This window comes from Rhodococcus sp. 14-2496-1d, from assembly GCF_002259365.1.
Classification (GTDB): domain Bacteria; phylum Actinomycetota; class Actinomycetes; order Mycobacteriales; family Mycobacteriaceae; genus Rhodococcoides.
In genome coordinates, this window is record NZ_NPFV01000032.1 from 38744 (window position 1) to 54111 (window position 15368).

Here is a 15368-nt window from a genome sequence, read left to right on the forward strand (position 1 = left end):
CTGACACAGTGTAGAAAGGTCTTACCATTTAATTTTCAGCCAAATTCTCGCCCGGCGACAGACAACGAGGAGAACGATGACGAACGCCCTTGCCCACCGCGCATACCGAGTCACAGCGCCCAAGGCACCCGCCGAGCTCGTCGAATTGTCCGAGTCCGATCTCGCCGACGGCGACCTGCTGATTCGCGTCACCCACTCGTCACTGAACTACAAGGACGGTCTCGCACTGCTCGGCAAGCCCGGCGTCGTGCGCACCTACCCGATGACCTGCGGAATCGATCTCGCGGGCACCGTGGTGTCCACCAGCGGCGATTCGTCGTTCGCCGAAGGCGACGACGTCGTGCTCACCGGTGCCGGACTCTCCGAGACCAAGCCCGGGGGATTCGCCGGCTACCAGCGGGTCGATTCGAGCCACGTTCTCCCCGCCCCCACCCGCCTCGGCACGTGGGGTGCAATGGCCGTCGGGACCGCCGGACTGACGGCAATGCTGTGCATACAGCGCATGCAGTCGGCCGGCGTCGGCACCGAATCCGGACCGGTACTCGTCACCGGAGCCACCGGCGGCGTCGGTAGCTTCGCGGTCTTCATTCTCTCGCGCCTGGGCTACGAGGTCCATGCCGCGACCGGCAAGGCGTCCGAGGCGGAGTACCTCCGAACCCTCGGTGCCACCACCATCGTCGAGCGCGAGAGCCTCACCGGAGAGCCGAAAGCACTCGGCAAGCAACGCTGGGCCGGATGCATCGACAGCGTCGGCGGCGTCACCCTGGCCAACGTCTTGGCCCAGATGGACTACTCCGGCGTCGTCGCGGCCTGCGGACTGGCCGGCGGGTCGTCGCTGCCGACCACCGTGATGCCGTTCATCCTGCGCAACGTCTCGCTTCTGGGTGTCGACTCGGTCAATGCATCGCTCGACCTGCGGCGCGCCGCCTGGACGTCGTTGGACGAGATGTTCACCCCCGACGACCTCCGCGAGATCGCCGTCGAAGTCACGCACGACGAACTACCGGCGCAGGCCGAGCGCATCCTTTCCGGAGCTGTGCGCGGGCGAGTCGTCGTCGATACGGCAGGACTGGCCGGCTGAGCCCGGCCGCCGCGAGGAGTCGTCCCATCATGAAACTGGGCATCGACGGCAAGGTCGTCATCGTCACCGGAGCCACCGCCGGAATCGGCCGGGAAGTGGCCCTGACCTTCGCGCGCGAAGGTGCCCACGTCCTAGCCCTGGCCCGACGGCCCGAACTGCTCGACGAATTAGGCCGCGCCGACACCGGCGACGGCACCATCACCGGCGTCGTCGGCGATGTGACCGTCGCCGACGACCGAGCGCGCACCATCGACCGTGCGCGCTCGGAGTTCGGCCGGATCGACGTATTGGTCAACAACGCCGGGTACTCCACGCCTCCGGGCTACCCGCTGTCACTGCCCCTCGACGCAGGCGAGGAGCCATGGCGCGCGGCTTTCGAGCTCAACTTCCATGCCGCGCGCCAACTTTCACACCTCGCGCTGCCGCACATGATCGAGCGCCGAACCGGATGCATCCTTAACGTGACCGGCAACCGCGAGCCGTCCGCGATCGGCGCGTCGGTCGCGGCCAAAGCCGCCCTGCACGCGTGGGCGAAGGGTTTGTCGCGAGAAATTGCCCGGCATGCGATCCGGATCAACAACGTCATCCCCGGACGCATCCACAGCGAGCAGGTCGACATCCGCATCTACGCGGACCCGGAGGTCCGGGACGCCTTCATCCGCGACAACATCCCGCAGGGCCGATTCGGCACCGTCGACGAAATCGCGCCGTTGATCGTCTTCCTGTGCAGTGACCTCGCGAGCTACATCACCGGTCAGACGGTCAGCGTCGACGGCGGCATGCAGCGCTCGATCTGACACGACCCACCCACCCCGACAGAACGTGTTTCGAGACATGCGCAGCATTCGATCGAGACACCTACGGTAATCGAAAGGCCGGAACATGATTTCGGAACAACGCTCAGCCCTCGAAGGGCCCAAAGTGGCCAGAAGTACCGCCGACGCCGTCGCGGACATCCCGTCCGGTGCCTCACTCGCCGTCGGAGGGTTCGGGCTCGCCGGCATACCCGACAGCTTGATCGCCGCGCTTGCCGAGACCGGTGCCGACGACTTCGAGGTGTTCTCCAACAACTGCGGCGCTACCGGCCACGGACTCGACCTCCTACTGACGGGCGGCAAGATCCGCCGCATGGTGGCGTCGTACGTCGGTGAGAACAAAGAATTCGCCCGTCAGTACCTGTCCGGCGAGCTCGAGGTTCACCTCACCCCGCAGGGGACGTTGGCCGAAATGCTCCGGGCCGGAGGGGCGGGCATACCCGCGTTCTTCACCCCCGCGGGCGTCGGAAGTCCGGTCTCCGACGGCGGTCTGCCGTGGCGATACAACTCCGACGGCACCGTGGCACTCGCGTCTCCGCCCAAGGAAATTCGTGAGTTCGGCGGCCGACGTTTCGTGCTCGAAGAATCGATCACGGCCGACTACTCGTTGGTGCACGCCTCGGTAGGAGACACCGAGGGGAATCTGATCTTCAACAAGGCCGCAATGAACTTCAACCCACTGGCCGCGATGGCCGGGCGCATCTGTATTGCACAGGTGGAGCGCTTGGTACCGGTCGGCGAACTGGACCCGGAACACGTGCACCTACCCGGCGTCTTCGTCAACCGCATCGTGCACACCGGACCACAGACGAAGAGGATCGAGAAGATCACCGTCTCCTCGGCGAAAGGAACGGCATGACAAGCAGCGTTACTTCCAGCAGTGCAACCGGCCGGTCTCGGCAGGATATGGCCGCACGCGCCGCGCAGGAACTGAACGCCGGTGAGTACGTCAATCTCGGAATCGGTCTCCCCACCATGATTCCCAGCTATCTACCTCCGGACGTCCGAGTGACTCTGCATTCGGAGAACGGCATTCTCGGAACCGGGCCGTACCCCACCGAGGATCAGGTCGACGCCGACCTGATCAACGCAGGCAAGGAAACGGTCACCGTCAACCCGGGCGCATCGTTCTTCGATTCGGCGTCGTCGTTCGGAATGATCCGCGGCGGTCACATCGACTGCGCGGTTCTCGGCGGAATGCAGGTCTCCGTTGCGGGTGACCTGGCAAATTGGATGGTGCCCGGGAAGATGGTCAAGGGCATGGGCGGAGCCATGGATCTGGTGCACGGGGCACGGCGGGTAATCGTGCTGATGGAACACTGCGACAAGGCCGGCAACTCGAAGATCGTCGAGAAATGCACGCTGCCGTTGACCGGTGAAGCGGTCGTCGATCGCATCATCACCGATCTCGCCGTCATCGACATTACCGAGCGTGGCCTGGTTTTGATCGAATGCGCACCCGGAATCACCCCGGAGCAGGTCACCGAGGCGACATCCGCCTCACTTCGCGTCGATATCTAAAATGGTCTAACCATTGACTCAATTGTACAACGAGATTAACATCACTCTCGACTTCGATTGTGTTCGACGACATCGCCTTCGGAGCACGCCCACCGAATCGACGAACGGTCGGCCCTTCGAAATCCATCACGAATTGCAGGGGTAGAGAAATGAACTTCGAGATCTCCGACGACCACAAGGACATCCGCCAGGCTGTCGCTGCGCTCGGCCGCCGCTTCCCGGACAACTATTGGATGGAAAAAGACCAGAAGCACGAGTTTCCCACCGAGTTCTACGAGGCCTTCGCCGACGGTGGATGGCTCGGCGTCTGCGTGCCCGAGGAATACGGCGGAATGGGAATGGGCATCACCGAGGCGTCGATCATCCTCGAGGAGGTCGCCGCCAGCGGCGGTGCCGTCAGTGCCTGCACCGCTGTGCACGGATCGATATTCGGGCTCGAGCCGGTCATCAAGTTCGGCGACGAGAACATGAAGCGCGAAGTTCTTCCCCGAATCGTCGACGGCAGTCTGCACGTCGCGTTCAGTGTCACCGAGCCCGATGCCGGACTCGACACCACCCGCATCACCACGTTCGCACGCCGCGACGGTGACAAGTACATCGTCAACGGGCGAAAGATCTGGACCTCAAAGGCCTTGGAGTCGGAGAAGGTCCTGCTCCTGACCCGCACCACCAAGCGCGAGGACGTGGAGAAGCCGCACCAGGGCATGACGTTGTTCCTCACCGATCTCAAGACCGCAGGCGTGGAGATGCGTGCCATTCACAAGATGGGACGCCACGCCGTCTCGTCGGCCGAAATCTTCATCGACGACATGGAGATTCCCGTCGAGCACCGCGTCGGCGAAGAGGGCAGGGGCTTCTACTACCTGCTCAACGGCCTCAATCCCGAACGCATGCTCGTTGCCGCGTCGGCACTCGGCATCGGCAGGGTCGCACTGAAGAAGGCTGCCGCCTACGCCAACCAGCGGGTCGTCTTCGGTCGGCCGATCGGAATGAACCAAGGCATTCAGTTCCCGCTCGCGAAGGTGCAGATGGAACTCGACGCCGCAGAGATGATCCTGCGCAAGGCGACCTGGCTGTACGACAACGACAAGGAGTGCGGTCGCGAAGCGAACACCGCCAAATATCTTTGTGCCGCTGCGGCATTCGAGGCCACCGACCGTGCGGTTCAGACTCACGGCGGCATGGGCTATTCCGCCGAGTACGCGGTCGAGCGCTACTTCCGTGAGGCTCGGATGCTGCGCATCACCCCGGTCTCGGAGGAGATGATCCTCAACTACATCGGTCAGCACGTTCTCGGGCTTCCCCGAAGCTACTGACCAGCAACATGATTCGCGCCACCTGGTGTGCGCACCACAGCTTCGGTGAAGGGGAACGACAATGGCAGACGAGGTTCTGTACGACGTGCGCGACGGTATCGCACGCCTGACCATCAACAGGCCGGCGCAGCGAAACGCCATCGACAAGGCGGTTCGAGAAGGTTTGCGCGCGGGGTTCGCCGACTTCGACGCGGACGAGGACGCCCGCGTCCTCATTCTCACCGGAGCCGGTGACCGCGCATTCTGTGCCGGCGGAGATCTCAAGGAGATGGCCGAGACGAGCCTCGGCGTTCCTCCGCCCGACTTCCTGGTGCAGCCCGGTCGCAATGTCCGCGTGGACAAACCGATCATCGGAGCTATCAACGGCTTCGCCTTGGCCGGCGGTTTCCAGTTGGCGCAGTCGTGTGACCTCGTCGTCGCGGCGGACACCGCCACCTTCGGTATCACCGAGGCTCGCGTGGGCCGCGGCGCACCGTGGGCAGCTCCGCTTCCGTGGCTCGTCCCACCGAGGATCGCGATGGAGATTCTGATGACCGCCGCGCCGATCACCGCACAGCGGGCCTACGAGGTCGGACTGGTCAACAAGGTGTGCCCGTTGGCCGACCTGATGGCGGAGGCCGAGAAACTCGCTCGCACGATCGCCGCGAACGCTCCCCTGTCGGTGATGGCATCGAAGAAGATGGTGTACGAGTCCGCCGAACACGGGCGCACGCGCGCATTCGATGTGGCAGACGAGATCTGGGACCCGGTCTACCGCAGTGCCGATGCGGTGGAGGGCCCCCTGTCGTTCAAGGAAAAGCGAGAGCCGGTGTGGACAGGATGCTGAACGAGAAGACGACCGCTCTCCCACTGGCCGGCCTCACCGTGGCCGCGGTGTCGCATTCACCCGCTGCCGCACTGAGCGCCTCGATCCTGGCCGATCTCGGTGCCGCCGTCGCCGTGCTCGACCGCTCGGACCTGTCCTGTGACCGATGCCTGGTACCGCGGCACGCCGAGTTCATGTATTCGGCGGGAACCGAGACGCTCGACCGCAACCGGCACGCGGACACCCGATTCGACGTTCTCATCGACGATTCGGCGCTCTGCGTGCACGACGCCTCGAACACGCCCGAGTGGATCCGCTATCGCACCGATGCCCGGATCACCGCGTTCGCGTCGCGGTCCGACGGCAGCGTCGCACGTCGAGGATCCCCGTTCACCGCCGAGAGCGCGGCAGGCGTGGCGGTGGCCCTCGGTGAGTCGGGCGAGTCGCCTCTTCGACTGCCCACCGGCGTTGCCGAATCCATCGCGGGTCTCAATACCGTCGCGGCCGTGCTGGCATTGGTTTACCGGCACAAGGGCGCTCGGCTCGGTCGCCACACTCTCGAAGTGTCGGTGGCGAGCTCGCTCGAGTATCTGGTCGGGATGAACACCAAGATGTTCGAGGGGTACCCGCGTACCTGGCACCGCGAGGGCCGCCGTTCGGCGGGGTCCTCCGGCCCGTATCCGCTGGCGATCTTCGACGCCGCCGATGGCTTGATCGGAATGGTCGGGCGCTCGCACGGCGACTGGTCCTGCATCATCGACGCCATGGGCAACCCGTCCTGGGCAGACGCGGAGAACTACCGCGACCCCTACTGGGTCGCTCTGAACTGCGCCGACGAAGTGGACACGTACGTCGGCGCGTGGGCCAAGAGCCTGACCATCGCCGAGATCGTCGCCAAATCGCACGAGTACGGTTTCGTCGCCGCACCGGTGTCCAGCATGGCCGCGGCGATGGGCGAGGAGCAGCTCGCCGAACGAGGATTCTGGACGAAGGCCGACGACGGAGCGTTGTCCGGCATGCGTCTGCCCTTCCGGCGGCTGGCAGCCCCGAATTCCGATTCCGCAGGCGATACCGCATCGAACCGACCGCTGTCGCTACCGCAGACGATCGTCGCCGATCCCACCCGGTTGCTGGCCGATGTCCGCGTCCTCGACTTCACCTGGGTGTGGTCCGGTCCCATGACGACCGGCATCCTGGCGAGCCTGGGAGCCGAGGTCGTCAAGGTCGAACATCCGGACCGTAAGGACGGTGCCCGGTTGCGCGGTCGAACCGTCGACGCGGACGGGGTGCCCCGGTCCGGCCCGGAGTGGGAGGTCACGCCGTACTTCCACCAGAACGGCGCAGGCAAGCTCAGTCTCGAAGCGAGTCTGAAGGATCCGGACGCCGTCACCGTTCTCACCGATCTGGCACGTACGTGCGATGTCGTGGTGGAGAACATGCGTCCCGGAGTGCTGCAGAAGAACGGTCTCGGGTTCGACGCGCTCCGTGGGAGCAACCCCGAGATGGTCATGCTGTCGATGTCGGTTGCCGGGCAGCAGGGCCCGCTGGCGCGGACCCGCGGCTACGCCACCGTCATGAGCGGCCTGGCCGGGTACGAATCCCTGGTCGGGTACGGACCCGATCGCGTCACGGGCGGTTACACGTTCGCGATTGCCGATCCCGTCGCCGGGTTGTACGGGGCTATCGCCGTGCTGTCCTCGCTCATCGACCGGGACCGTGGCACCGGCGGCAGCTACTTGGACATGTCGCAACTCGAGTGCATCCTCAACACCCTCCGGTTGCCCGTCGCACGGGAGCTGACCGGTCGCCGTGCGCACGCCGAGGGTGTAGCCGACGAACGGTTGGCAGCGCAGTTCGCCTGCCGGGTGACCGGCGACGACCAGTGGGTGGCCATGTCGTTCGGCACCGAGGAGTCACTCGCGCAATTCCGTAGCACGGTCGCGGCCGCGACGTCCGCCGGTGAGCAGGACTTCTGGGACACGGTCGACGCGTGGGCGTCGACCCGTTCTCACGAGGACGTGGTCGCGCTGATCGAAGCGTGCGGAGGGATGGCAGCCCCGGTTGTGGCGTGGGGCGACGACCGCCTTCGACGCATCTATCTGGGCGACGAGGCGTCGGTGAGTCTGCACCACCCGTTCGGTGGACGTGAGCGAATCTTTGTGCCGCCGTGGGACTTCGATGGATCGCGGCCGGGATTCACGCGGCGAGCGCCACTGTTGGGCGAACATACCGCCGCGATTTCGCACTGGGCCGATTCGAGCGGCCCCAGCTCCGCCTGACGAACAATCCGTCCAGCTACCGCATACCGGCGTGTCGTCGAGAAAACGACCCGCCGCATTTTCGAGGAGAAGTCATGGATACCTTCGACACGATCGTCGTCGACACACCGAAGCCGGGCGTCGGTCTGATCACCCTGAATCGGCCCAAGAGCCTCAACGCGCTCAACTCGGTGGTGGAGTCGGAAATCCTCGCCGCCGCAACGGCGTTCGATTCCGATCCCAGCATCGGAGCCATCGTGATCACCGGCGGAGAACGAGCATTCGCTGCCGGTGCCGACATTTCCGAGATGGCGAGCAAGACGCTGCGCGATCTCGACTCCGCGGCCGTCTTCGCGGGCTGGGATCGGCTCGCGACACTGCGAACACCTCTCGTCGCAGCCGTGTCCGGCTACGCCTTGGGCGGCGGTTGCGAGCTGGCCATGCTGTGCGATCTGATCATTGCCTCCGACACCGCCAAGTTCGGTCAGCCGGAGATCAAGCTCGGGATCCTCCCCGGATTCGGCGGCACCCAACGACTGATCCGCGCGGTCGGTAAGGCCAAGGCCATGGACATGTGCCTCACGGGGCGCATGATCGACGCGCACGAGGCCGAGCGCGCCGGATTGGTGGCCCGCGTGGTCACCGACGGCGCATACCTCACCGAGGCCATCGAGGCCGCGGCGACGATGGCCACGATGTCCAAACCTGCTCTGGCCGCGACGAAGCAGGCACTCAACAGCGCCTTCGAATCGCCGCTCGCCGAGGGGATACGACTCGAGCGGACCCTCTTCAAATCTCGATTCGCCACCGCCGACCAGAAGGAAGGCATGGCGGCATTTTTGGAGAAGCGTGAGCCCGACTTCACCGACTCCTGACATTTCACCGGCACATCCGAACGCACACTCACGAACACGGAGAAGACACGACTATGGCCGAGGCCGAGAAAATTCTGATACTGGACGGCGCGCGGACACCGGTGGGTAGCTTCGGCGGAGTCCTGTCCTCCGTACCCGCCCACGAACTCGGTGCTGCGGCAGCCAAAGCCGCACTGACGCGGTCCGGCGTCGCCGCCGAGGACATCAGCGAGGTCGTCATGGGGTGCATCGGACAGGTCGGCCCGGACGCCTATATCGCACGACGCGTCGCACTGGCTGCGGGGATGCCTCGTCGCACACCTGCGTACACCGTGAACAGACTGTGCGGCAGCGGGTTACAGGCAGTGTGGTCGGCCGCCATGCAGATGCGGTGGAGTGGTACGGACTTCACCCTGGCCGGCGGAAACGACAGCATGTCGCGAATGCCGTTCTACGACTTCGAGGCTCGCTCCGGATACAAGCTGGGCGATCGGGCCCTCGTCGACGGCACCGTCGGCATGCTGACCGACCCTTTCCATAACGTCCACATGGGTGTGACCGCGGAGAACGTCGCGCGCAAGTACGAGGTCTCCAGGCTCGAGCAGGACGAGTTCGCACTCGAATCGCAGCGTCGCGCTGCCACCGACGCCGCGAAAGCGGCCTTTGCCGACGAGATCACTCCGATCCAGACCCAGGGCCGCAAGCCGGTCACCGTCGAGGTCGACGAGCACCCGCGTCCGCAGACGACCATGGAAACGCTGGCGGCCTTGCGTCCGGTGTTCGAGAAGGGTGGCAGTGTCACGGCCGGCAACGCGTCGGGGATCAACGACGGTGGTGCCGCGCTCGTACTGGCCCGCGAATCCGCCGCTGCCGCGCGCGGCCTCACCGCGTCGGTCGAACTGGTGGCGGTGACCACGGCTGCGATGGAGCCCGAGCTGATGGGCTACGCCCCCGTCCTAGCGCTGCAGAGCCTCTTCGAGCAGACCGGCACCACCCCCGCGGACATCGACGTCGTCGAGCTCAACGAGGCGTTCGCGTCGCAGGCCGTGGCGGTCATTCGTGACGCTGGACTCGATCCGGAGAAGACGAACCCCTACGGCGGAGCGATTGCCCTCGGCCACCCGGTGGGCGCGACCGGCGCAATACTCACGCTTCGAGTCGCCAAGGACCTCGTCCGTCGTGACCTGGAGCTGGGCATCGTGACGATGTGCATCGGCGGTGGGCAAGCTCTGGCGGCCCTGTTCCGCCGCGTGCACTGACATTTCACCTCCACGGACTCGATACAACGGTAAGGTCTGACCATTGAACTACTACGCACAATCGGCGGGCGCGAGGAAGGCGAAACCATGACGTCACAGGAACGGGTGTTCGCCACCACTCTGCTGTACTGCCCGGCAATCCGGCCGGAACGTTTCTCGAAGGCTTTGGCCGCCAGCGAGCAGATCATCGTCGACCTCGAGGACTCGGTCCTGCCGGACGACAAGAACGCCGCGCGTCGATCGGTCGACGAACACTTCACCGACGGATCGTTGACGGCAGATCGCGTCATCGTCCGCATCAACGGCACCGGAACCGAATGGTACGACGCCGACGTCGAGCTGTGTCGTCGCCACGGCGTCACGGTCATGCTGCCCAAAGCGGAGGATCCGCAGCAGTTCCGCGCTCTCGCCGGGCTGTCGGTCGCGGCTATCTGCGAGACACCCCTGGGGGTTGCCAACGCAGGAGCCATTGCGCGAGAGGTCAATTGCGTTGCGTTGCACTGGGGCGGGGAGGACCTGACCGCTGCTCTCGGTGGCCGGTCCAGCCGTCGTGCGGACGGAACGTATCTCCCCCTGGTGCAGTACGTGCGGCCGCACATCCTGCTCGCAGCAGGTGCAGCCGGTAAACCGGCGATCGACGGCGCGTTCGTCGATCTCCAGAATTCGGACGGGTTGCGCGAGGAGACGACCGATGCCGTCCTGATGGGATATTCGTCGAAGATCGCACTCCATCCCAAGCAGATACCGGTGATACTCGACGCGTTTCGGCCCTCGGCCGACGAATTGGATTGGGCCGTTTCACTTCTCGCCGAGTCCGCCGGCCACGACGGCGCGTTCACCTTTCGCGGCAGAATGGTCGACGCCCCGCTGCTGCAACAGGCGCGATCGTTCGTCGCCGCCGGAGGGATGCCCTGATGCTCATGATCGAGAACATCGACGACCTGGTCGACGCGTTCACCGAACGGTTGTGCGACGGCGGAAGCATATTGCTGCCACAGGCGGTCAGTGAACCGACTGCGCTCGTAGAAGTCCTGGCCCGCGTGTCCGGACTGAAGAAGAAGGTCACGGTGTACGTCTCGCACGGATTGGGCGACGTCGTCGAGAAGCTTCCCGAGGACTCGTTCCGCATCGTCGCGTTGGCCGGCGTGGGTACGAGTCAGCGTCTGGTTCGATCGGGCCGCGCCGAAGTGTTACCCATGCAGTGGTCGCAACTCGTCGCCGACATCCGGTCGGGCAATCTGAAACTCGACATCGCCCTCCTGCAGGTATCGCCCGCAGTGGACAGTGTGCACAGTTTCGGTGCTGGGGCCGACCTCGGCGCGCTCACCTCGATGAACGCCGGTGTGGTGTTCGCCGAGATCAACGAACGGATGCCGCACACCTTCGGGCACGATGGAATCGAATCCGACAGAATCGATTACGCCATCTCGACCGACCGGGCACTGCCCGAGCTGGCAGCGGCCGTGCCGGGCGAGACCGAGAAGCGGATCGGGCAGTACATTGCCGAGATCGTCCCGGATCGAGCTGTCCTGCAGATCGGAATCGGCGCGGTCCCCGAGGCGGCGTTGGCTGCGTTGCACGGCCATCGTGGGCTGGGCGTCCACACCGGCGTTCTGGGGGACGGGCTGATGGCCCTGATCGAACGCGGCGTCGTCACCAACGAGCACAAGGAAATCGACAACGGGCTCAGCGTCACCGGCGGAATCCTGGGGACGGCCGCACTGTACGAGTGGGCCGATCGCAATCCTGCCCTGTCCACGCGCGGATTGGACTACACCCATTCCGACGCGCAACTGAGCCGGTTGACCACGTTCACCGCCATCAACTCGGCGATCGAGGTCGATCTGTCCGGGCAGATCAACGCCGAGGTGGCCGGGTCCCGGTACATCGGCGCGGTCGGTGGTCAGGTCGACTTCCTCCGCGCCGGCGCGCGAGCTGCGGGCGGTCTGTCCGTCGTCGCTCTGGGATCGCGGACCAACCGCGGTGCGGGCAAGGTGGTTGCGGCCCTGAAGGGCAGTGTCGTCACTACCCTGCGGACAGACGTCGATATGGTGGTAACGGAGTTCGGCATCGCCGATCTACGACGTGCCTCCCTGACCGAACGTAGGCGGCGTCTGATCGAGGTCGCACACCCGGACGACCGAGAGATGCTCGACAGCACACCAACGGAGTAGTTCGCCGCCATCCGTGAGGACGCTCGACCCGGCGCGCCACGCAGCATAAGGAGCATGCATGTCCACCAAGCCCGAGGCCGACCCGTACGCCACGGCGTTCGGAACCGAGACCGACGTTCCGATGACCGGTGTTCTGCCACTCATCAAAACGCAGAAGGCGTCGGACGTCCTCGCGGCGGAATTGCGTACGCGCATCGTCAACGGAATCTACTCCATCGGCGATCTGTTGCCGGCGGAGCGAGCTTTGAGCGAGACGTGCCAGGTCAGTCGCACAACGGTACGAGAAGCACTACGTATTTTGGAAGTGCAGGAGCTGATCCACATTCGCACCGGACGCAGCGGCGGTGCCGTGGTGCGGCATCCGTCCACTCAGTTGGTCGCCGATTCTCTCGACATGTTGATCCGAAGCCGAAAGATTGCACTTGCCGAGTTACTCGACGCACGAAAAGCGATCGAACCATCGAGTGCACGTCTGGCCGCGCTCCACCGTACCGACGAGGATGTGGCCGCGCTCAACGACGCGCAACAGCACCTGATGAATACGATCGACGGAACCCACCTCGAGTTCAACCGCGCCAACCTTGACTGGCACAGCGCCGTGACCCGAGCGAGCCACAACCGGATATTGATCTCCATGATGCACGCGCTGTCTCCGGCGATCTACCGTTCCACCGAGATGGAATCGGTACTCACCCAGGACGTGCGTCGATCAGTTGCGAAGATACACAACAAGATCACCGACTCGATCGTCGGACAACGCGCCGATGAAGCGGAACGCCGAATGACGGCCCATGTGGCCGCCGCCGCCGCCGAACTCGAGGAGTTCCTGGTGGAGGAAACGCAGTCCGAAGACGGCTCGACGGAATAGCCGACGTCGGTGGTCTCCCCTGCCGCTCGAACTAGTAGAAGGAGACCGACAATGACGGAGCCCGAAGACAACTGGCTGAAACTACGCGGCGGCACTGCCGTGGTGACAGGTGCAGCCGGTGGCATCGGTGCAGCAATCGCACTCGAACTCGCCCGCAACGGAATGCGGGTCGCGGTACTCGACCTGCAGGAGGACAAGGCGGCGGCGGTAGCCGACGAAGCTGCCGAGCTGGGCGTCGACGCGGTCGGGATGGCCATCGACACCAGCGATCCCGATGCCGTCACGACGGTGTCGAACCGCGTACTCGAACGGTTCGGTGAGGTCGACGTGTTGATCAACAATGCCGGCATCGTTCGTCCCGGGCCGCTCGCAGACATCTCCCTCGCCGATTGGCAGCGGGTCATTGACGTCAATCTCACCGGATATCTACTGTGCGCCCAGACTTTCGGCGCTGCCATGCGCACCCGCGGTCGCGGCTCCATCGTGCACGTGTCGTCGATCTGCGCGTCCAATCCGCAGCCGAACTCGGGTGCCTATTCGCCGAGCAAGGCGGCTGTGTCCATGCTTTCGCGCACCTTGGCGCTGGAATGGGCCGGATCGGGTGTCCGCTCGAACGTATTGTCGCCCGGCATGATTCGCACTCCGATGACCGAGACCATCTACCTCGATCAGCGTGTGGTCGACGCGCGCAACGCGGCGATCCCACTCGGCCGCGTCGGAACACCGCAGGATCTGGCTGATTGCGCAGCGTGGCTGGCGAGCACCCGCTCTGCATATGTGACGGGCCAGGACATCATTGTCGACGGCGGGTTCGATCAGTCTCTGCTGACGCATGTTCCGCTTCCCGCCAAGGACTGATTACGCACACACCACAGACAGAAACAGACAAAGGCCTCGGCCGAAACCAATGGGTCTCGGCCGAGGCCTCGAGTCGTAGCTGTCCGCGCTGGTAGGGGTTCTCGCTGTTGATGGTCTACAGAGCGGTGGGAACGATTCCCAGTCCCCACACCAGCAATGGGCTGACGACCACCATGACACCGCAGTACGCCAACATCTTTCGTTGCAGCGGCAGACGGTCCTTCTCATCCGCACTGGCGATCGTCATGGCGGTGGCGGCACCGAACGGCGTGACATCGACGACCGTGGCGCAGAATCCCAGCGCGGCGACCATGATCACGACGTTGACCTCCCCGGTGACCAACAGCGGGGCAGCAAGCGGCAGAACGACACCCAGGGTTCCCAGCGACGATCCGAACGCCGAGACGATGGCGACGGCGATACACAGCACCAACGCCGTCAGTATCGGCGAACCCAGCGATGACGCTGCCTCGCCGAACAGGTCGAGCGTTCCGTTCTGCTGGAGCACGGCCATGTACGTCAACATTCCCGACACCATCGCGATGGTGGGCCAGGGCAGGCTGTCGAGCACCTTCGGGTAGGCCTTCGGGGTCAGCAGCAGCAATGCCGCGCTGATGCACAGGGAACTGACACCCACATCGAGACCGAAGAAAACGGAACCGAGTACCAGAGCGAGGATTCCGATCAGGGTTGCCAGCCGTACCGGGTTCAGTGGAACCTCGGTTCCGACCTGCACGGTCTGCAGTCTCTTGGTCTCGAGTCCGACTCCACCGCCGACTCCACTACCGCCGCCCACGCCGCCCTCGGGTGCCGGCCGGCCTGTCGTGCTGGCTGAACCACCCGAACCTGAACTCTCGGAACCGGTGCCCTCCACCTCGGTCCGGCCTACTCCGCGGCCGAAGATCGCGAAGACGATCACGGCCAGAGCGAGATTGAGCACGAACGGCACGATGTACATGAGCCCGGGATTGGGGGTGAATCCGGAACTCGATACCAGCCCGTTCACGAACGCGCCGTACATGTTCACCGGCGACAACGCGCCCGCGAATGCACCGTGTGCGAGCATCGCCGCCATGAGGAAGGGCTTGATGCGGTATCGCGCCGCGAGCGGCATCGCCACCGGCGCCAGGATGCCCGCGGCGAGAACGGAACCGAGCGACATCAACAATGCGGAGAGGGCGAACATCATCCACAGAATGGCTTTGGGTTTGTCGCGCACCACCTTCAACGCGTGATGGGTGATCAGGTCGATGGTTCCGTTGGATTTGGCGATCGCGAACATCAACGTGATTCCGAAGACGATCAGGAACGTGGACCCGGGGAACGCGTCGATGATGTCGGCGACGGGAATGCCCGACACCGCGGCACCGACGATGAACGCGGCCGCGAAAGCCAGAACTCCCATGTTGATGGTGGTGGTCGTACCGACCGCGAAGATGATCGCCAGGACGATGAACGAAATTGCGTAAACCATAGTTTCCTTTCGGCGAAGATTTCGGTGAGATGTGTAGCCGAACAACGCACTGCGCTCCGCGGCAGCCGCGGCAGCCGCGTCACCG

General features: G+C 64.6%; 14 protein-coding genes. 13 read left to right on the forward strand and 1 reads right to left on the reverse strand.

What is annotated here, in order from left to right; genetic code table 11:
- Positions 1 to 76 precede the first annotated feature (76 nt).
- From CH296_RS26610 to CH296_RS26670, 13 genes are all read left to right on the forward strand, one after another.
- Entirely contained in the window at positions 77 to 1081 is a 1005-nt protein-coding gene (locus CH296_RS26610; protein WP_094686013.1) for an MDR family oxidoreductase, read from the forward strand.
- 29 nt (positions 1082 to 1110) lie between these two features.
- Positions 1111 to 1878 carry an SDR family NAD(P)-dependent oxidoreductase gene (locus CH296_RS26615; protein ID WP_094686014.1) on the forward strand — a complete coding sequence of 256 codons (768 nt, stop codon included), beginning with the start codon at positions 1111 to 1113 and terminating at the stop codon, positions 1876 to 1878.
- A gap of 85 nt (positions 1879 to 1963) precedes the next feature.
- On the forward strand, positions 1964 to 2755 hold the full coding sequence (locus tag CH296_RS26620) for a CoA transferase subunit A (RefSeq protein ID WP_094686015.1): 792 nt from the start codon (positions 1964 to 1966) through the stop codon (positions 2753 to 2755).
- On the forward strand, positions 2752 to 3417 hold the full coding sequence (locus tag CH296_RS26625) for a CoA transferase subunit B (protein ID WP_094686016.1): 666 nt from the start codon (positions 2752 to 2754) through the stop codon (positions 3415 to 3417). Before CH296_RS26620 ends, CH296_RS26625 begins: the two co-directional genes overlap by 4 nt.
- Before the next feature lie 149 nt (positions 3418 to 3566).
- A complete protein-coding gene (locus CH296_RS26630) occupies positions 3567 to 4733 on the forward strand; it encodes an acyl-CoA dehydrogenase family protein (protein WP_094686017.1) in 1167 nt (388 codons plus the stop codon).
- 61 nt (positions 4734 to 4794) lie between these two features.
- Positions 4795 to 5559, forward strand: a complete 765-nt coding sequence (locus CH296_RS26635; RefSeq protein ID WP_094686018.1) for an enoyl-CoA hydratase/isomerase family protein — start codon at positions 4795 to 4797, stop codon at positions 5557 to 5559.
- A complete protein-coding gene (locus tag CH296_RS26640) occupies positions 5553 to 7817 on the forward strand; it encodes a CoA transferase (protein WP_094686019.1) in 2265 nt (754 codons plus the stop codon). The genes CH296_RS26635 and CH296_RS26640 overlap by 7 nt, the downstream gene beginning before the upstream one ends.
- Positions 7818 to 7891: 74 nt before the next feature.
- Positions 7892 to 8671 (forward strand): enoyl-CoA hydratase-related protein, encoded by a 780-nt coding sequence (locus tag CH296_RS26645; protein ID WP_094686020.1) that lies wholly within the window; start codon positions 7892 to 7894, stop codon positions 8669 to 8671.
- Between the two features lie 53 nt (positions 8672 to 8724).
- Positions 8725 to 9909, forward strand: a complete 1185-nt coding sequence (locus CH296_RS26650; RefSeq protein WP_094686021.1) for a thiolase family protein — start codon at positions 8725 to 8727, stop codon at positions 9907 to 9909.
- An 87-nt stretch (positions 9910 to 9996) separates the two neighbouring features.
- Positions 9997 to 10824, forward strand: a complete 828-nt coding sequence (locus CH296_RS26655; protein WP_094686022.1) for a CoA ester lyase — start codon at positions 9997 to 9999, stop codon at positions 10822 to 10824.
- Complete coding sequence (locus CH296_RS26660; RefSeq protein ID WP_094686023.1) at positions 10824 to 12083, forward strand: acetyl-CoA hydrolase/transferase family protein; 1260 nt, start codon at positions 10824 to 10826, stop codon at positions 12081 to 12083. Before CH296_RS26655 ends, CH296_RS26660 begins: the two co-directional genes overlap by 1 nt.
- A 58-nt stretch (positions 12084 to 12141) precedes the next feature.
- Positions 12142 to 12951 carry a FadR/GntR family transcriptional regulator gene (locus CH296_RS26665; RefSeq protein WP_256980582.1) on the forward strand — a complete coding sequence of 270 codons (810 nt, stop codon included), beginning with the start codon at positions 12142 to 12144 and terminating at the stop codon, positions 12949 to 12951.
- A 51-nt stretch (positions 12952 to 13002) separates the two neighbouring features.
- On the forward strand, positions 13003 to 13809 hold the full coding sequence (locus CH296_RS26670; protein WP_094686024.1) for an SDR family NAD(P)-dependent oxidoreductase: 807 nt from the start codon (positions 13003 to 13005) through the stop codon (positions 13807 to 13809).
- Between the two features lie 115 nt (positions 13810 to 13924).
- On the opposite strand, the gene CH296_RS26675 is transcribed toward CH296_RS26670, so the two are convergent.
- Positions 13925 to 15283 carry an SLC13 family permease gene (locus tag CH296_RS26675; protein WP_094686025.1) on the reverse strand — a complete coding sequence of 453 codons (1359 nt, stop codon included), beginning with the start codon at positions 15281 to 15283 and terminating at the stop codon, positions 13925 to 13927.
- Positions 15284 to 15368: the final 85 nt, after the last annotated feature.